Source organism: Massilia polaris, assembly GCF_012927275.1.
Taxonomy (GTDB): Bacteria; Pseudomonadota; Gammaproteobacteria; order Burkholderiales; family Burkholderiaceae_D; genus Telluria_A; species Telluria_A polaris.
Window position 1 is genome coordinate 52,488 of the sequence record NZ_JABBGG010000002.1, and the last position, 16,355, is coordinate 68,842.

The following is a 16,355-nucleotide window of genomic DNA, read 5'->3' on the forward strand; positions in this document are numbered from 1 at the left end:
ATTCTCTATTTCTGTACCGGGGTGACTGGGCGGTATTTGGACGCATCCGGCGCGCCAGGCGTGGCAGGCGCCAGCGTGCTGCGCGGCTCGACCGGGACCAGCGCCGCAGGCGGACGCACCGGCACTGGCGCCATCGCGCCGCCCAGCGGCGGCTGGCCCTTGACCAGCGGCGGCAGCACCGGCGTGCCGTAGTCAGGCAGCACCAGCGAGCCGGTTTCCGGCTGCGAGTTCACGCCTGCCGAACGCATGAAGTCGTAGCGATCGGTCGCAATGCTGTTGCTGTCTTCCTTGCTGCGCACGATGACCGGGCGCAGGAAAATCATCAGGTTGGTCTTGGTGCGCTGGCGGCTGCGGTACTTGAACAGGTTGCCCAGCACCGGGATGTCGCCCAGGCCGCGCACTTTTTCTTCGCTGTCGCTGGTGTCGTCCTTGATCAGGCCGCCGAGCACGATGATCTGGCCGTCGTCGGCGATCACGTTGTTCTCGATGATGCGGATGTTGGTCGTCACGCCCGAGGTGGCGGCCAGGCTGGTCGGGTCGACGTTCGAGTTCTCGCTGTAGATCGCCATCTTGATGGTGCCGCCTTCGGAAATCTGCGGGCGCACCTTGAGCGTGATGCCGACGTCGCGGCGGTCGATGGTCTGGAACGGGTTGCTGGCGGTGCCGCTGGCCGGCGTGGTGAACTGGCCGCTGATGATTGGGACGTTCTGGCCGACCTTGATGGTCGACAGTTCGTTGTCGAGCGTGAGCATGTTCGGCGTCGACAGGATATTGGCGTTGCCGTCGGTTTCAAGCGCGTGCGCCAGTGCGCCCAGGCCCAGCTGGCCGTTGATCTGCTTGAACAGGCCGATGGTCAGGCCCTTGGCGGTCGGCAGCGTGGGCGGATTGGCCAGCGCGCCGGCGGCGATCGACGTGATGTTGTTGGCGCCGCTGGTGAAGCCCTGCAGGCCGCCCACGCGGTAGCTGCTGTTCTCATTGCCCGACAGGCCGAGCCACTGCACGCCGAATTCCGCGGCCTTGGCCGAGTTGACTTCGACGATCAGCGATTCGATGTAGACCTGGGCGCGGCGCACGTCGAGCATGTCGATCACGGCGCGCAGGTTGCGGTAGACCGCGTCCGGCGCGGTGATGATCAGGGTGTTGGTCGATGCGTCGGCCTGGATGAAGCCGGCCCCGCCGCCGCCGGTCGCTTCGCCGACCTGCTGGCCGGGCGACTGCGCGCCCAGCGAACTGACCTGGTTGCCCATCATGCCGCCGCCCTGGCCCTGTCCGCCGAAGCCGCCGCCGGCGACGCCGCCGCCGCTCGGTATGCTGCCGCCGGCCGTGCCCTGTCCTGGCTGCGATGCCGCCGAGACGTCGCCCGACACCACCGCGCGCAGGGTCTGCGCCAGCTTGGTGGCGTCGGCGTTCTTCAGGTAGACCACATGGACGTTGCCGGCCTGCGAGGTCGGCGCATCGAGCTTGGAAATCAGCGAACGCGCCAGGCGCGCACGCGCCTCGGACGGCGCGCGCAGGATCAGCGAATTGGTGCGCGGGTCGGCCACCACCGACACGCGGCCGGAGTCGCCGCCGGGGCCCGGTTCCATCAGTTTGTTGACCATCGCCGCCATGTCGCTGGCGATGCCGTTGCGGATCGGGATCACGTCGACGCCGGCGGCCACCGGCGCGTCGAGCGCGGCGATGATCTTGGACAAGCGGCGCAGGTTGTCGGCGTAATCGGTAATCACCAGGCTGTTGTTGCCCGGGTTGGCCATGATCGAATTGTTCGGCGAGATCAGCGGGCGCAGCACGGCGGTCAGGTTGGCCGCCGATTCGTAGCTGAGGTAGTAGATCTGGGTGGCGATCTGGTCGCCGCGCGCACGCACGCCGCGCACCCCGACCTGGGTCGGCGACGCCTGCAGCTTGGCTTCCGCTTCCGGCACCACCTTGGCGTAGCCGTCGCCGGTAACGACCGCGTAGCCTTGCAGGCGCAGCGCGGAGGTGAGCAGCGCGAACGCCTGCGACTTCGTGATCGACTTTTCCGACACCAGCGTCAAGGTGCCCTTGACGCGCGGATCGATGATGAAGGTCATGCCGGTGTAATGGCCCACCGCCTTGATCACCGACTCGATGTCGGCGCCGACGAAGTTGAGCGCGGCCTGGTCCTCTGTTTGCGCCCACGCGGGGCCGGCGCTGGTGACGACCGCGCAGCACAGCATGGCGCCGGCGACGATGCGGCGCAGTGCCGGGGTGTGGTTGGTGCTGCCTGACATTGTTTTCATCATTTGAACTCTAACGCGATTATTTTCTTGCCGCCCACCATACGTCGTTGGCCCAGCAAGTTCAGGAGGTTGCCCAGCGTGTCTTCATACCCGGGGCCGGCTTCTGCCTGGCCGGAAAACTGCAGGCGCCCATTGTTCAGGACTCCCGTTCCGGACAACAACAGCGCACCGCGCACCGTTCTCAAATTCAATTGCGCCTGCTGGCCACGCCAGTCAAACGCAAGTTCATAACTTCCCAGCGGTTTAATGGGCGACATGCGCGAACCCATATCCTGCATCGAGAGCAATGTGCGACCATTGACGGACACGGCATTCCCTGCGCGCGCCAGCGACAGCGTGGTCCATGACAACTGCATCAAGCCGCTTGGCGCCAGCGTGTTCAGCGGCGCGCCCAGCCCGGCCAGCCCCGCGGCCGGCACCCGGATTGCCGCCGGACTCACCTGCCACTCCGACCAGCTTCCGGTGACCTGCACCGGCTGCGTCAGCGCCTGCGGATTCTCCAGTTCCAGGTCCACCCGTCCGAACAGCACCAGCTTCGACAGGCGCCACGAGAAACGCCCTGGCAACAGCGGCGTCACCGAACCGCCCTGGCCCGGGGCGCCGCCGATGAACGCCGAACCGCGCCAAAGAGTACCTTGGGCATCCCCCAGAGTCAAACGTGCACCGGTCTGCTTTTCCACCATCGGTCCCAGCCAGGCGGCGGGGAAAAACAGCAGCACGGTCAAGCCGACCGCAACGGCGATCGCGAGCAGCCATAACACGGCCCGCTTCATCGGGCCGCAGTCCCGCTACCCTGGTGCAATGTCAGGCTCGCATCGACCTGGCCCGGCGCGCCTTGCGCGGTCGCGGTCATGTCCTGCACCGAGATCCGGTTCTCGCGGCGCTGCGCGTCAAGCCACATGACGAGGTTCGCGAACGATACGTTGGACAGCTGCAATTTGGCATATTCGCCGGTCATCGTCAGCGACTGCGGCGTGATGCTGCGCGCGGCCAGGCCGGCGCTGAGCGACTCGCGCGTCATCGGCGCCGGCTGCGGTACCGGGCGCGCGGCCAGCTGGCTCGCTTCCAGCGCCAATGCCTGCAGCTCCGCCGCCTCCTGGCGCAGCTCGGGCAGTTTCTGGCGCAGTTCGGTACGGCCGGTGAGCGCCGGATCGATGAAGATCATGTATATCAGCGTGGCCAGCACCACGGCGCCGCCCACGGTCAGGTACGTGCGTTCCTGCTCGGTGCGCGCGAGCCAATAGACGGCAAGGCGTTCCTTGCAGCGGCCGATCGATTGCGTGGCCTTCATGATTGTGCTCCAGTGCTGCGGATCTGCCAGACGCCGGCAGATGTTTCGGTCAGGGACAGGCCGCGCGCGGCCAGCGCGCTTTTCACCTGGTTGGCCAGGGCCGGATCGTTTGCTTCCGGCTTGAGGCGGACATTCAAGGCGCGTTCACGGAACTCGAGCGAGCCGATGGCGGCCTCGCGTCCGGCGCTGCGCATGGCCTCGCCGAAGGCGGCGGCCAGATAGACGAACTCGTCCGCGCTGACTTCGCCCTGGGCCGTTTTCGCCATCGATATATTCTTGCGCATCTGCGCGGCCGGGTCGAGGATCACCGTTTCATTCGGGTAGGCGGCGCGGAAGGTCTGCGTCATCGACTGGCGCAGCGCCTCGGCTTCGCGCTTCATGCGCAGCCATTCGATGTTCATGCCGGCGATATTGACCACGAAGGCCAGTAGCGCCAGCGCAATCGGCCAGCGCCAGCGCTTCCAGTCGGCGGCGCGGGAACCGGCCGAACCGAGGCCGGGAACCAGGTCGAGGCTGGTGGTGTGGGAGCCGTCGATCCAGCGCGCCCAGTCGTTGGTTTCCAGCGTGACACCGGGACCGGCCTCGGCGGCGATGGCCTGGTACTCGCCCAGTTGCGCAGCAGGCAGGTACAGGGTGAGCGGCGCTTCGCCGGCCATCGAACGCGCGGTCTGGAGCGCGACCAACGGTTCGGCGCCCGTCATGTCGAGGCCGAGGCCCTGGAACTGGGCAAAGCGCAGGGTGATTTCACCGCCCCGGATGGCGCCGGATACCGTTCCTGGCTCCAGCGGCAGGCACAGCTGCGCCGGCAAGGCGGAAACGCCGTGCGCGCCCTGGGCCAGCAGCAGTTTGACGATCGGTTCGAGCCAGGAACGCTGGACGACGGCGACCGTGCGGGTGCCGTCCGGCGCCGATACCGGGGCTGGGACCAGCACGAGGTCGGCGGGATCGCCCAGCACGTGTTCCTCCACCAGGCCTGGCAGCGCAGCCTTGAGGCGCGCCGTCGACAGCGGTGGAACTTTTACCTGGAGCAGGGTGACGTCCGAGGCGGCCAGCATGACGACCACCTTGCGGCTGGACGCCACCACGTCGGCCATGTTGCGCAACGCGCCCTCGCCCTGCTGCGCCACGCTGCCGCTATCGGCGACCAGCGCATACTGGGCCAGCGCAAACTCGCCTTCTCCCCGGGCGGGATGCCTGATATATAAAGTACTCAAACCGTCTCGCTTTCGTTCTAGTTTTGGCGAATGGTTAACACCGTCGTTTGCCCGGCGGGCTGGCGTTCGACCAACGCTTCCGAATCGAGGTTCGCGCGATCGAGGCGGATCCTGCTCTGCACTAAAAAAAACTCACTGCCCACGGTCAGCGTTGGCGCATCGATCAGCGTTTTGCCATTCAGCCGTGCTGTAAATTCCTCCATCGTGCGGAAATACGCCTGTTTCCGGGAGGCCGCCAACGCCTGCGCCTCCGCCAGCGTGAAGTTCTCGATAACTGCTGCCAGCACTTCCGGCGGTGCGGTATTCACATTGACACCAGTTTTATTCCCCGCAGCCGTGTTAGGCAGCACAATAACGAACTCGCGCAGCTTGGCCACGATTTCCGGCGTGTAGCCCGGAATGGCCAGCAGGTCCTCGACCCGCTTGATCGCCACCGGAAGCGACTTCGGCGCTGGCGGTTGGTTCTGGCCCAGCGGCGCGGGACCCACAGCTTCGGTGCTCCGGATGTAGTCCGCAGTGCGCTTGGCCAGTGCCGGGTCTAACTGCAAGATGCGCAGCAAATTCGCGTAAATCTCTTCGTGCTTGGTATTAGGGCCGCGTCCCTCCGACAGATGCCTCAGATTGTAACGTGAGCTTGCATCAATTACACGTCCGGACAGTGTCGCATCAAACACTTCCCCTTCAACCCGCTCACGCTCGATGTATTGGTCGAGTCGCGTTTCCGCCAGCGGCGTGTTCCAGACATCGTTCAGCGTCGTGATGCCGTTGCTCTGTTGACCAGCTGTCTGGAGCACCAGGCGCGCCCAGTCGAGCGCTCCGCGCAGAATCCATTTTGTTTGCAGCTGAAGGCGCTGGTTTTCCATCGAACGCACTTGTACCTGCTGCTGCCAGAACAGGCTTGCCACAATGCTAACCGCGAGCGTACACAAGAGCAAGGCGGTGATCACCGCCACCCCGCGCTGCTTGTCGAGCCTCATCACATGCCTCCCAACAGGAAAGCTTTGCTCATCGGGATCTGCTGTCCCTGCACCTGCAACGCCACCCGCAGACCGGAGGCCGGAAGCGCAGTCCCCTGCGGCTGCGGCGCGCCTGCCATGCGCCACGCGTTGTTTTCCCAGGTTTCCACCTGCATCGACAGCACGCCGGACTGAAGGAGCACCGGGGGAGTCGTGTCCGCATTGCTGTTGGCCGCTTGCCAGAACATGTCGAGTTGCACCAGGTCGCGCGTTCCGGGCGACTCGCGCCGCATCAGGACGCCGTCGACGATGCGATAGGAAATCACCTGCAGCTGGGATGGCGCGTTTTCATTATGCGAGTTACGTACCAGCGTCATGCCAGCCGCATCCGACGCGAGGTTCGGCCGCCCCTGTATCTCCACCGTTGTGACCATGTGTTCGCAATCGCTCTGCATTTGTGCAAAGGCAAGCTGCATGCCACGCGTCGTTTCCATATTTTCGGTCAGCGCGACCCGCGCGCGGACGATGCCGTCGAGCCCGCGCCACCCCAGCACGGCGACGATGGCCAGGATACTGATTGCCACCAGCAACTCGATGAGCGTGAAACCCCGCGTGCGATGCATCATGGCCTCAACACCAGTTGAACCAGCTTGATGATGCGGCGCTCGGGATTGGCTGAGTCGTAGACGCTGACCTCGACGCGGCGCAGCCGCGGATTCGGACTTGCCAGCACTTCCTCCTGGCACATCAGACGCAGGTCGCCCTGGGGACATTCGAAGGTTTCCTTGCCGATTTCGGGGAAGGTGTTCGACAGGCGCACCTGCACCAGCCGGTTCTCGGCCGACCAGGTCGCCATCATGGCGGCGCGCAAGCCCGAACTGTTGGCGGCAAGGCTGCCCACCGCGCGCAGCGAAGCGCCCAGCGCGGTGCCGACGATGACCAGCGCCACCAGCACTTCGAGCAAGGTAAAGCCGCGCGAGCGGCGTGGAAGGCGCAGGCTATTCATGATTACTCAACCACGAAATGGCCAACCCCATCGGCGCGGATCGCGATGCGGTCTTCGCCGCTGCCGAGGGTCAGCACGAATGGCCGGTCGACCGGTTCGCGGCCGAACGTGATGCGCAGGTTGGCGTTAGTGGTGCCGCCAGTCTGTGCGGGCGGGTCGAGCAGCAAGGTGACCGGGGCGCTCTTGAACGCGCGTTCGCGCAGCAGGTCATCCTTGGTGACGGGATCCCAGCCGGTCTCATTGCGCACCAGGAAGCGGTAACGCTCGCTGTTGGCTTCGAAGGCGATCAGGCGGTTGCGCACGATCGCTTCATCGCGCGCCAACTGGAGCAGCAGCGCGATGCGCTGCGCTTCCTTTTGCAGGTCCTGGCGTGGACTGGGGATCGCGTTCAGGGAAACGAGGCCGAGCGTGATCCCGATGATGACCATGACGACCATTATCTCGACCAGCGTAAAGCCGCGTGCGCCCCGGGCGCGCTGCATGAGCATCAACCTGTTTAGTTATCCCACGAACCGACGTCGGTGTCTTCACCGGTTCCGCCAGGCTGGCCATCGGCGCCATACGAGAACAGGTCGATTTCGCCTTTGACGCCGGGCGACAGGTACTGGTAAGGGTTGCCCCAAGGGTCTTTAGGCAACTTCTCGACGTAGCCGCCGGCTTTCCAGCCGTTGGCCGACGGGCCGCTGGTCGGCTTTTCGATCAGGGATTTCAGGCCCTGTTCGGTCGACGGGTAGCGTTGGTTGTCGAGCTTGTACAGCTTGAGCGCCTGCATCAGGGTCGCGATGTCGACCTTGGCCGCGGTCACGCGCGACTCGCCGGTACGGCCCATCAGCTTCGGCACGACCAGCGCGCCGAGGATGCCGATGATAACCACAACCACCATGATTTCCACCAGGGTGAAGCCGCGCGCGAGGCCGCGGCGGCGCGGACGAAATGGAGCTTTATGCATTTGATTCAGGTCTCAGAGTAATTGCAACGTAGGATGAGTATAAGACGGTTTTGCTCGCGCCACCACATGGCGGGGCCACATTGTATGCACGGTGGGCAAACCACGCCCACGCGTTTGGTCAATGGCGATGGCGCGCCGTCCCGGTGATCTGGTGCAAGGCGCCCTCGTTGCCACCCGCCGCGATATTAGACGAAACCGGCGGAAGTGCGCGCAACGCAGGGGTATCTTTCACGAACGGCATGATCCCCAGTTCCTTGTCGACTTCCTGCGGGTAGATGACGTGGCCGCGCGTAATCACGGCCGCGACCTTGCGGATATCGTCGATGTTGGTAGTCGGGTCGCCGTCCACCAGCACCAGGTCGGCCAGCTTGCCCGGCTCGATCGAACCGCGATCGTGGCTGGTGCGGGTGTACTTCGCGCCGTTCCGTGTTGCCACCTGGATCGCCTGCGCCGGGGTCAGGCCGGCCTTGACCAGCATCGCCAGTTCCGACTGCAAGGTGAAGCCGGCCATCTCGTCGGTGCCGGCGACGATCGGCACGCCGGCGCGATACAGGATGCCAACGAAGTCGACCATCTTCGCGTACGACTTTTCATAGCGCTTCAGGGTCGCATCGTCGGCGATCTTCATCGTACCGACATGGAAACCGCGCTTGACGTCGGGCGGCATGTGGTCGGCGATGGCGACGAACGGCTCGTTCAGATCGCCGTCGCGCTGCTTAAGGAAGGCGAAGGTCGCCAGGGTCGGGTCGACCACGATCTGCTTTGCCTTCAGGGTTGCAACGAATTTCTTGACGACTGGCGAATTGAAGTTGAGGCCGGCCACTTTTTCGGACGGCAGGATGAAACGCTCGAGGGTGCGCGTTTCGGTCTGTGGCGTGGCGAGGAAGTTCAGCATCACCTGGTTGATGTGCTGGATCTCGTCGTAGCCCGCATCCAGCGCCTCATGCGCGCGCAAGCCGGCCGGGATGTGGCCGCCGACGCGCATGCCGCGGCGGTGCGCGTATGCGACGGTGTCCTTCAGGATCGCCTTCGGGAAGGAGTTGTAGATCTTCAGTTGCGGATAGCCGTGTTCGGCGTACCAGTCGATCGCGTTCTTCGCGGCCGGGAGGTCTTTCACGACGAAGCCGCCGTTGGAGGAGAACGGGCTCTCGCCTTCGAGGAAGCCGGCCGGCACGATCTGTGGACCGAGCAGCATGCCGTTGGCGGTCTCGTCGATGATCTGCTGGACCTGGGCGTTGTCATTGCCCATGTCGCGCACGGTGGTGACGCCGGCGGCCAGGTTCAGCCCGCCTTCCCAGCGGCCCACATGGCCGTGCATGTCGAACAGGCCCGGCAGCATGATGCGCCCGCCGGCATCGATATCGTTGACCGCGCCGCGCACAGGCGAACCAGCGGGCAGCACCGCGGTGATGCGTCCGCGCAGCACGTACACATCAGACGGTGCGCCCACCGTTGCCTTGGCGCTGTCGAACACGCGCGCGTTGCGAACGACGGTCAGGCCCTTGAGCGGGTGCTGGAGGCGGCTTGCCAGGTCGATCAGCATTTTGCTTTCGGACAGTTTCTGGCGCGCGGCCAGCGTCTTGCCAACCTCGCTCCAGCCCTGTTCGGTCATCGTCATATAGCCAGGGATCACGACCGCGAACAGGCGCGGCTTGTCGCCGGTGGTAGCCCAGTAGAACTGCGGCGACATGCCGATACCGGTTTGCGCCAGCAGCTGTACTTTTTGCGTCTTGCCACCGGCGGTGACATCGACTTCGTCGAGCTTGCGATGCGACAGCGTCCCGGACGGCAGCAACGGCAGACTGGCACCCGGACGAGCGGCCAACGCGGTGATTGCCACGGACGCCACTTCGAACGAGCTGTTAAGTGGAACGTAGAGCGCCGCTCCACTCACCGCTTTGTTGCCCTTCTCGGAAGTCGAGCGCCAGCTTGCCTGGTCGCCGGTGCGTTCGAACTGCTCATCGACAACCGCGCCAAAGGTCGAATTGCCTTTGACGGAATAATTGGAAATGGTGCCGTCCTGCCCAACGCGGAACTGCTCGGTCAGTTCGGGGCCGCGGCCATTGTCCTTGAAGATGAAGCGCACCCGGGTCGTGCCATCGTCGTCGCGTTCGACGACCTGCTCGCCGGCGCGCTTGCCGTTTTCAACGTGGATGTCGTAACGCGTGGTGGTGGTGGCCGCGTGGGCCGAGACGCCGAACGCTGCGGCAACGGCAAGTGCGAGGATGCGGTTCATACAGAAAGTCTCCTTCAGGATTGTTAATGTTTATTGCTGTTAATTGTGCCCTAATTGCAGACTTGGCAGTCCGGATTCTTGTCGACCCGGATGCTGGTCCACTCCATCGCGCGGCCATCGAGCAGCAGCAGCCGTCCGGCCAGCGAGGTGCCGATGCCCGTGACGAGCTTCAGCGCTTCCGCGGCCTGCATCGCGCCGACCACGCCGGCCAGCGGGGCAAATACGCCCATCGTGTTGCAGGCGACGTCTTCGAAATTTTGATCTTGGGGAAAGAGGCAGGAATAGCACGGTGAGGTTTCACTGCGCGGATCGTACACGCTGATCTGGCCGTCAAACCGGATCACCGCGCCCGACACCAACGGCACCTTGGCGGCGAAGCAGGCGCGGTTGACCGCGTGGCGTGTCTTGAAATTGTCCGTGCAGTCGAGAACCACCGTTGCCCCGCGCACCAGCTCGGCCAGCCGGTCGTCGCCGACGCGCTCGCAGATGGCGGTGACTTCGATGCCGGGATTGATCTGAAGCAGCGCGTCGCGTCCGGACTCGGCCTTTTTCCGGCCGACGCGCGCCGTCGTGTGCATTACCTGGCGCTGCAGGTTGGTAAGGTCGACTTCGTCATCATCGACCAGCATGATGTGGCCGACACCCGCCGAGGCAAGATACATCGCAGCAGGCGATCCCAGCCCGCCAGCGCCGATCACGAGGACGCCGGCCTCGAGAATCCGCTCCTGCCCTTCAATGCCGATGTCGTCGAGCAGGATGTGGCGCGAGTAGCGCAACAGCTGGTCGTCGTTCATGCGGCCGTCACTTGCGTAGGTCCTTGTTGATTTCCGCCGGCTTGGTGTCCGGCTTGGCCAGTGCCTTGGGTTCGGGCTTCTCGGTACGCGGTTCGGCCGCCGACAGCTTCACCGGCAGGCCCTTGAAACGGTTCAACGCCTGCTGCAGCTGGAAGTCGTCCTTGCTGCCGAAGTCCAGCGGCTTGCGGTTGCGCGCGGCAACTGCACGGGCCGCATGCTCGGCATCGACGGCGTCAGGCGTCTTCGCGGCCGGCGCGGCTTCCTTGTCGCTGCCATTGGCAAGGTGCTTGACCAGGTCGGACTCGCGAATCCGCAGGCTGTTCAGGCCGTCGCCTTCGGCCGTTTCGTCCACCATCACGTCGGGAACGATGCCCTTGGCCTGGATCGCGCGCCCGTTCGGCGTGAAGTAGCGCGCCGTGGTCAGCTTGACGGCCGTGTCGGCAGTCAGCGGCCGCAGCGTCTGCACCGAGCCTTTGCCGAAGGTCTGGGTGCCGAGGATGGTGGCGCGCTTGTAGTCTTGCAGCGCGCCCGCGACGATCTCGGACGCCGATGCCGAGCCGCCATTGACCAGCACGATCACCGGCACCGTCTTGAGCGCGGCAGGCAGCTGGGCGAGCGGGTCGCCCGAGGCGCGCGCCGCATAGAATTCGCGCCGCCCATAAAACACAGTATTCGAATCGGGCAGCTGCCCCGAGGTCGACACGATTTTCTTTTCGCCGGAGAGGAAGGCGGCCGACACGCCGATCGCGCCCGGCAGCAGCCCGCCCGGGTCGTTGCGCAAGTCGAGCACCAGGCCCTTCAGCTTCGGGTCCTGCGCGTACAGCGCGTTGACCTGCTTCACCATGTCGGTGAGCGTATTGTCCTGGAACTGGCTGATGCGCAGCCATGCGTAACCAGGCGCGACCATCTTGGCCTTGACGCTGTGCACGCGGATTTCTTCGCGTGTCAAAGGCAGCACCCACGGCTGGTCGTCGCCTTTGCGGGCGATCGTCAACACCACGTTGCTTTTCGGGTCGCCGCGCATGCGCTTGATGGCTTCGTCGAGCGACATGCCCTTGACCGGCACATTGTCGATGCGGGTGATCACGTCGCCTGCCTTGATGCCGGCGCGAAACGCCGGCGAGTCTTCCATCGGCGTGATGATCTTGACGTAGCCGTCTTCCATCGCGACTTCGATGCCGAGGCCGACGAAGCGGCCCTGCATGCTGTCCTGCATTTCGCGGTACGATTTCTTGTCGAGGTAGGCGGAGTGCGGGTCGAGCGAGGCGACCATGCCGGTGATGGCTTGCGACAGCAGCTTCTTGTCTTCGACCGGCTCGACGTAGTCGGTCTTGATCAGGCCGTAGACGTCGGCGAGCTGGCGCAGTTCGTCAAGCGGCAGCGGCTGCAAGTCGCCGCCGCGCTGCGCCAGCGCAGTCACCTGCAGCGACGCCGCGAAGCCGGCAACCATGCCGAAACCGATCAGACCGATGTTCCTTGCTTTCATTGCGTTCCCCGCCTGCGCGGCTTGTGGCCGCTAGAAATTGACCCAGCCCGCAGGGTTGAATGCCTTGCCCCGGTGCCGGAGTTCAAAGTATAGCCCCGATTCCTCGATGCCACCGGTGTTGCCCGCAGCGGCGATCTGGTCGCCCCCGCGCACGGCGTCGCCGACCCGTTTGAGCAGCGACTGGTTATTGCCGTAGATCGACAGGTACTGGCTGCCGTGGTCGACGATGATCAGGTTGCCGAAGCCGCGCAGCCAGCTGGCGAACACCACCCGGCCAGCGGCCACGGCGCGCACGTCGCTGCCTTCCGGCGCCTTGATGAACACGCCCTTCCAGCTCGGTCCGCTGCCGCGCTTGGCGCCGAAGCTGGCGGTGAGTTCACCGCTGACTGGCGTGCGCAGCTTGCCCTTCATGCTGGCGAATGCGCCTTCCGGCGCGGCCGGGGCCAGTGCGATGTTCTCGGGCTTTTCTTCGTCCGGGTCAGGCTTGTCCTCGACCGGCGCCTGGGCGACCTTGGGTTCGTCGGGTTCCGGCTTGACCGGGACGGGCTTGACGCCCGGCCTGGCCGCTTCGCGCGCCAGCCGTTCGCGTTCTGCCTGCGCCTTGGCCAGCGCGGCGGTGCGGGCCTCGGCCTTGGCTTTCGCCCGTGCGGCAGCGAGCGCTTCGCGGCGGCGCTTTTCGGCGGCGGCCGCTTCCGCCTGCTGCTGGATCAGCGCCGACAGGCGGTCGACCAGCCCGCTCATGCGCTGCTCGTCGCGTTCCAGGTTGCCGATCTGCTTGCGCTGGTCGGCCAGCCGCGTCGACAGGTTGCCGAGCAGCGCCTTGCGGTGCAATTTTTCCTTTTCCAGCTTTGATTTCTGCTGGTTTTCTTCGTCCGCGATTTCTTCCAGTTCATCCTTGGCGTTCTGCACTTCGAGCTGGTTCTGTTCGACCGTCGCGAGGTTGCTGCGCAGCGCGGCGAGCAGGCGCGCTTGCGACTGCGACACGTAGGCCATCAGTTGCAGGTCGCGGCTGATGCGGTTCGGGTTGTCGCCGGACAGCAGCAGCTTGGTCCGGTCTTCATTGCCGGCCACGTACTGTTCGCGCAGCAGCCGGGACAGCTGGGTTTTCTGCTTGGCGATGGTGGCCGCCAGGCGTTCCTGCTTGCCGTCGAGTTCTTGCAGCTTTTGGTTGGTCTGTTGCTGTTCCTCGCCCAGTTCGCGCAACGAGCGGTTGGCGTCGGAAATGGCTTCCTCGGACTCCGCCAGTTCGTCGGCAGCGTGCTCGCGCTCGCTCTCGGTGCGCACGACGTCGCGCTTGAGCGTGGCCAGTTTCTTCTGGATGCCGGCGCGGGTCGCCTCCGCCGCAGCCTTTTGCTTGCTGCGGTTGGTGGGCTGCTTGGGCGCCGCGTGCAGGCTTGCGGCCACGGCCAGCAGGGCGGCCGTGGCGACCGCCCTGCGGTAAAACATCTGAGCAAATAACAAGACTTACCTGGCCTTCCCTTGATTGGCCACGGCGGCCACGGCGGCGGCGATCGCCTCCTGGTCACCCAGGTAGTAGTGGCGGATCGGCTTCAGGTCGGCGTCCAGTTCGTACACCAGCGGCTGGCCGTTAGGAATATTGAGGCCGACGATGGCTTCGTCGCTGATACCGTCGAGCATCTTGATCAGCGCGCGCAGGCTGTTGCCGTGCGCCGAGATCAGGATCTTCTTGCCGGCGCGGATGGCTGGGGCAATTTCTTCATCCCAGGCCGGCATCACGCGGGCAACAGTGTCCTTCAGGCATTCGGTCAGCGGAATGCTTTCCCTGGCGACGTCGGCGTAGCGCGGATCGTCGAAGGAATTGCGCGGGTCATTCGCTTCCAGCGGCGGCGGCGGCGTGTCGTAGCTGCGGCGCCATACCAGCACCTGGGCGTCGCCGTACTTGGCGGCGGTCTCGGCCTTGTCGAGGCCCTGCAGTGCGCCGTAGTGGCGTTCGTTCAGGCGCCAGTCGTTCTTCACCGGCAGCCACATCATGTCCATTTCGTCGAGCGTCAGCCACAGCGTGCGGATCGCGCGCTTGAGCACCGAGGTGTAGGCGAGGTCGAAGGTGAAGCCTGCTTCCTTCAGCACGGTGCCGGCGCTGCGCGCTTCGCGCATGCCCTTCTCGGTCAGGTCGACGTCGGTCCAGCCGGTGAAACGGTTATCGAGGTTCCAGGTGGACTCGCCATGGCGCATGAAGACGATTTTATACATAGAGATTCTTTAAAGAGTGAGAAATGGGGCGCATATTCAATCAGTTCCAGCTTCTATTTTATAATGCTCGGATTGACTTAAACCATTGGAACACCTGTGAAATTCATTCTTGACCATATTTTTCTCGTTTCCATCGCCGCCGCATCGGGCCTCGCACTGCTGTTGCCAGCCCTGCAGCCGCGCGGCAAGCGTGCCTCGATCCTCGAGGCGACCCAGATGATCAACCGCGCCAAGACCACGATCCTGGACGTGCGTTCGGCCGACGAGTTCGCCGCCGGTCATTTGCGCGACGCGAAAAACATCCCGCTGGCAGACTTGGGATCCCGAATCGGCGAACTGGACAAGCAGAAGACCAAAGCCGTCGTTGTTGTGTGCCAGCAAGGCGCGCGCGCCGACAAGGCGGTCAAGATGCTGCAGAAAGCCGGATTCGACGACGTGGTCAGCCTCGATGGCGGCCTCACCGCATGGACGGCAGCCGGCCTGCCGACCGTCAAATAAACAGCCATCTCTGAACAAGGAGGGAAACCCTATGACAGCCCGTGTCGTGCTCTACCATACCGCAATGTGCCCGTACTGCGTGCGCGCCGAGCGCCTGCTCGAATCCAAAGGCGTGACCAACATCGAAAAGATCCGCGTCGACCTCGACCCGGACCAGCGCACCATCATGATGGAAAAAACCGGCCGCCGTTCGGTGCCGCAAATCTATGTGGGCGACACCCACGTCGGCGGCTTCGACGACCTGTACGCGCTTGACCAGGCTGGACGCCTCGATCCGCTGCTCGCCGGCGCCTGATTCGTCCATTCGCAGTCCTGCGTCAAACGCGCGGCGGTAAAACTATTACAACCTAATCGGTTTTGATACAATTGCCGTCGCGTTTACTATCAGCACAACCGGAACGGCGCTTGCCGTTCTTTTTTCATCTCACGAAAGCGTTCCATGTCTGACGAAAACCTGCAACCTGTATTCCAAATCCAACGCGTCTACCTGAAAGACATGTCGCTGGAACAGCCGAATTCCCCAGCCATCTTCCTCGAACAGGAAGCGCCATCGATCGAAGTGTCGCTGGACGTGGGCGCTGAAGCCATCGCCGACGGCATCTACGAATCGACCGTGACCATCACCGTGACCGCCAAGGTCAAGGACAAGGTCGCTTTCCTGGTTGAAGGCAAGCAAGCCGGTATCTTCGAAGCGCGTAACATTCCAGAAGACCAGATGGATCCACTGCTGGGAATCGGTTGCCCGAACATCGTCTACCCTTACCTGCGTGGCAACATCGCCGACATCATCACCCGTGCCGGCTTCCCACCAGTACACCTCGCGGAAATCAACTTCGAAGTGTTCTACCAGCAGCGCCGCCAGGCACTGGCTGAAGCAGCAGCTGCCGCACCAGCGGCCAGCGCAGCTAACTAAGCAACAAGCAAGTCCGGGAAAGGCGGCCTGTGCCCGCGCGATGCGCGGCAAGGCGCAGGCTGCCGCCCTCTCCCAACCTCCGGCGAAGGCCAGCATGACGATCTCCCGTTTCATCGCAAGCGCAGTGCTGTTGCTGTCATCGGCACAGCTGCACGCGTTCGAGTTCAAAACGGTTGCCCCGAATGTGGCCATCCTGTACGACGCGCCCTCCACCAAGGGCGGCAAGCTGTTCGTGGCGCCGCGCGGCATGCCGGTCCAGGTTGTCCTTACCTATGGCGACTGGGTCAAGGTGCGCGACGCCACCGGCGACTTGGCATGGCTGGAGCAGCGTTCGCTCAGCGCCAGGCGCAACGTGGTGGTCCGCACCCCGAACGCCAAAGTACGTGCCGCGGCCGATGACGCCGCGCCCCTCCTGATGACCGCCGACAAGGGCGTCGTCCTCGAACTGCTCGACCCGCAGCCCGCAAGCTGGATCCGCGTGCGTCACCGCGACGGCATTACCGGCTACATCAAAATGGTCGACGCCTGGGGCATCTGAGC

General features: G+C 64.3%; 18 protein-coding genes. 4 read left to right on the forward strand and 14 right to left on the reverse strand.

The genetic code is table 11. From position 1 onward, the window contains the following. Positions 1-5 precede the first annotated feature (5 nt). From gspD to gpmA, 14 genes are all read right to left on the reverse strand, one after another. On the reverse strand, positions 6-2,261 hold the full coding sequence (gene gspD / locus HHL21_RS04015; protein ID WP_169464382.1) for a type II secretion system secretin GspD: 2,256 nt from the start codon (positions 2,259-2,261) through the stop codon (positions 6-8). Further along, positions 2,261-3,034, reverse strand: a complete 774-nt coding sequence (gspN, locus tag HHL21_RS04020) for a type II secretion system protein N (RefSeq protein ID WP_169463987.1) — start codon at positions 3,032-3,034, stop codon at positions 2,261-2,263. The genes gspD and gspN overlap by 1 nt, the downstream gene beginning before the upstream one ends. Continuing rightward, entirely contained in the window at positions 3,031-3,552 is a 522-nt protein-coding gene (locus HHL21_RS04025; protein ID WP_169463988.1) for a type II secretion system protein M, read from the reverse strand. The genes gspN and HHL21_RS04025 overlap by 4 nt, the downstream gene beginning before the upstream one ends. After that, the gene (gene gspL / locus HHL21_RS04030) at positions 3,549-4,766 is read right to left on the reverse strand and encodes a type II secretion system protein GspL (protein ID WP_169463989.1); all 1,218 of its coding nucleotides are present in this window, start codon (positions 4,764-4,766) and stop codon (positions 3,549-3,551) included. Before gspL ends, HHL21_RS04025 begins: the two co-directional genes overlap by 4 nt. 17 nt (positions 4,767-4,783) lie before the next feature. Then, positions 4,784-5,743, reverse strand: coding sequence for a type II secretion system minor pseudopilin GspK (gene gspK, locus HHL21_RS04035; protein WP_169463990.1), 960 nt, complete (start codon positions 5,741-5,743; stop codon positions 4,784-4,786). Next, positions 5,743-6,348 (reverse strand): prepilin-type N-terminal cleavage/methylation domain-containing protein, encoded by a 606-nt coding sequence (locus HHL21_RS04040; RefSeq protein ID WP_169463991.1) that lies wholly within the window; start codon positions 6,346-6,348, stop codon positions 5,743-5,745. Before HHL21_RS04040 ends, gspK begins: the two co-directional genes overlap by 1 nt. Then, complete coding sequence (gspI, locus tag HHL21_RS04045) at positions 6,345-6,728, reverse strand: type II secretion system minor pseudopilin GspI (protein ID WP_169463992.1); 384 nt, start codon at positions 6,726-6,728, stop codon at positions 6,345-6,347. Before gspI ends, HHL21_RS04040 begins: the two co-directional genes overlap by 4 nt. 2 nt (positions 6,729-6,730) lie before the next feature. Next, on the reverse strand, positions 6,731-7,216 hold the full coding sequence (locus HHL21_RS04050; protein WP_169463993.1) for a GspH/FimT family pseudopilin: 486 nt from the start codon (positions 7,214-7,216) through the stop codon (positions 6,731-6,733). Between the two features lie 8 nt (positions 7,217-7,224). Beyond that, a complete protein-coding gene (gene gspG, locus HHL21_RS04055; protein WP_169463994.1) occupies positions 7,225-7,677 on the reverse strand; it encodes a type II secretion system major pseudopilin GspG in 453 nt (150 codons plus the stop codon). A 118-nt stretch (positions 7,678-7,795) separates the two neighbouring features. After that, the gene (locus HHL21_RS04060; protein WP_169463995.1) at positions 7,796-9,913 is read right to left on the reverse strand and encodes an amidohydrolase family protein; all 2,118 of its coding nucleotides are present in this window, start codon (positions 9,911-9,913) and stop codon (positions 7,796-7,798) included. 50 nt (positions 9,914-9,963) lie between these two features. Next, positions 9,964-10,707 carry a HesA/MoeB/ThiF family protein gene (locus HHL21_RS04065; protein ID WP_169463996.1) on the reverse strand — a complete coding sequence of 248 codons (744 nt, stop codon included), beginning with the start codon at positions 10,705-10,707 and terminating at the stop codon, positions 9,964-9,966. A gap of 7 nt (positions 10,708-10,714) precedes the next feature. Further along, positions 10,715-12,193 carry a S41 family peptidase gene (locus HHL21_RS04070; RefSeq protein WP_169463997.1) on the reverse strand — a complete coding sequence of 493 codons (1,479 nt, stop codon included), beginning with the start codon at positions 12,191-12,193 and terminating at the stop codon, positions 10,715-10,717. Positions 12,194-12,223: 30 nt separating this feature from the next. After that, positions 12,224-13,639 carry a murein hydrolase activator EnvC family protein gene (locus HHL21_RS04075; protein ID WP_169464383.1) on the reverse strand — a complete coding sequence of 472 codons (1,416 nt, stop codon included), beginning with the start codon at positions 13,637-13,639 and terminating at the stop codon, positions 12,224-12,226. Positions 13,640-13,657: 18 nt separating this feature from the next. Then, positions 13,658-14,404 carry a 2,3-diphosphoglycerate-dependent phosphoglycerate mutase gene (gene gpmA / locus HHL21_RS04080; protein ID WP_169463998.1) on the reverse strand — a complete coding sequence of 249 codons (747 nt, stop codon included), beginning with the start codon at positions 14,402-14,404 and terminating at the stop codon, positions 13,658-13,660. Between the two features lie 96 nt (positions 14,405-14,500). Between gpmA and HHL21_RS04085 the strand changes: the two genes are divergently transcribed. The 4 genes from HHL21_RS04085 to HHL21_RS04100 all read left to right on the forward strand — a co-directional run bounded on the left by HHL21_RS04085 (position 14,501) and on the right by HHL21_RS04100 (position 16,353). Next, positions 14,501-14,902 carry a rhodanese-like domain-containing protein gene (locus HHL21_RS04085; protein WP_169463999.1) on the forward strand — a complete coding sequence of 134 codons (402 nt, stop codon included), beginning with the start codon at positions 14,501-14,503 and terminating at the stop codon, positions 14,900-14,902. Between the two features lie 31 nt (positions 14,903-14,933). Further along, complete coding sequence (gene grxC / locus HHL21_RS04090) at positions 14,934-15,197, forward strand: glutaredoxin 3 (protein WP_169464000.1); 264 nt, start codon at positions 14,934-14,936, stop codon at positions 15,195-15,197. Positions 15,198-15,341: 144 nt separating this feature from the next. Further along, a complete protein-coding gene (gene secB / locus HHL21_RS04095) occupies positions 15,342-15,815 on the forward strand; it encodes a protein-export chaperone SecB (protein WP_169464001.1) in 474 nt (157 codons plus the stop codon). 94 nt (positions 15,816-15,909) lie between these two features. Beyond that, positions 15,910-16,353, forward strand: coding sequence for an SH3 domain-containing protein (locus HHL21_RS04100; RefSeq protein WP_169464002.1), 444 nt, complete (start codon positions 15,910-15,912; stop codon positions 16,351-16,353). The last annotated feature ends 2 nt before the right edge of the window (positions 16,354-16,355 follow it).

What these genes read in the sequence shown, in the direction of transcription:
- gspK (WP_169463990.1), bottom strand. Translation starts at nt 5,743, where the DNA reads ATGAGGCTCGACAAGCAGCGCGGGGTGGCGGTGATCACCGCCTTGCTC.
- HHL21_RS04070 (WP_169463997.1), bottom strand. Translation starts at nt 12,193, where the DNA reads ATGAAAGCAAGGAACATCGGTCTGATCGGTTTCGGCATGGTTGCCGGC.
- gspD (WP_169464382.1), bottom strand. Translation starts at nt 2,261, where the DNA reads ATGAAAACAATGTCAGGCAGCACCAACCACACCCCGGCACTGCGCCGC.
- gspI (WP_169463992.1), bottom strand. Translation starts at nt 6,728, where the DNA reads ATGAATAGCCTGCGCCTTCCACGCCGCTCGCGCGGCTTTACCTTGCTC.
- grxC (WP_169464000.1), top strand. Translation starts at nt 14,934, where the DNA reads ATGACAGCCCGTGTCGTGCTCTACCATACCGCAATGTGCCCGTACTGC.
- gpmA (WP_169463998.1), bottom strand. Translation starts at nt 14,404, where the DNA reads ATGTATAAAATCGTCTTCATGCGCCATGGCGAGTCCACCTGGAACCTC.
- HHL21_RS04060 (WP_169463995.1), bottom strand. Translation starts at nt 9,913, where the DNA reads ATGAACCGCATCCTCGCACTTGCCGTTGCCGCAGCGTTCGGCGTCTCG.
- HHL21_RS04050 (WP_169463993.1), bottom strand. Translation starts at nt 7,216, where the DNA reads ATGCTCATGCAGCGCGCCCGGGGCGCACGCGGCTTTACGCTGGTCGAG.
- HHL21_RS04100 (WP_169464002.1), top strand. Translation starts at nt 15,910, where the DNA reads ATGACGATCTCCCGTTTCATCGCAAGCGCAGTGCTGTTGCTGTCATCG.
- HHL21_RS04075 (WP_169464383.1), bottom strand. Translation starts at nt 13,639, where the DNA reads ATGTTTTACCGCAGGGCGGTCGCCACGGCCGCCCTGCTGGCCGTGGCC.
- HHL21_RS04065 (WP_169463996.1), bottom strand. Translation starts at nt 10,707, where the DNA reads ATGAACGACGACCAGCTGTTGCGCTACTCGCGCCACATCCTGCTCGAC.
- HHL21_RS04025 (WP_169463988.1), bottom strand. Translation starts at nt 3,552, where the DNA reads ATGAAGGCCACGCAATCGATCGGCCGCTGCAAGGAACGCCTTGCCGTC.
- secB (WP_169464001.1), top strand. Translation starts at nt 15,342, where the DNA reads ATGTCTGACGAAAACCTGCAACCTGTATTCCAAATCCAACGCGTCTAC.
- gspN (WP_169463987.1), bottom strand. Translation starts at nt 3,034, where the DNA reads ATGAAGCGGGCCGTGTTATGGCTGCTCGCGATCGCCGTTGCGGTCGGC.
- HHL21_RS04040 (WP_169463991.1), bottom strand. Translation starts at nt 6,348, where the DNA reads ATGATGCATCGCACGCGGGGTTTCACGCTCATCGAGTTGCTGGTGGCA.
- gspG (WP_169463994.1), bottom strand. Translation starts at nt 7,677, where the DNA reads ATGCATAAAGCTCCATTTCGTCCGCGCCGCCGCGGCCTCGCGCGCGGC.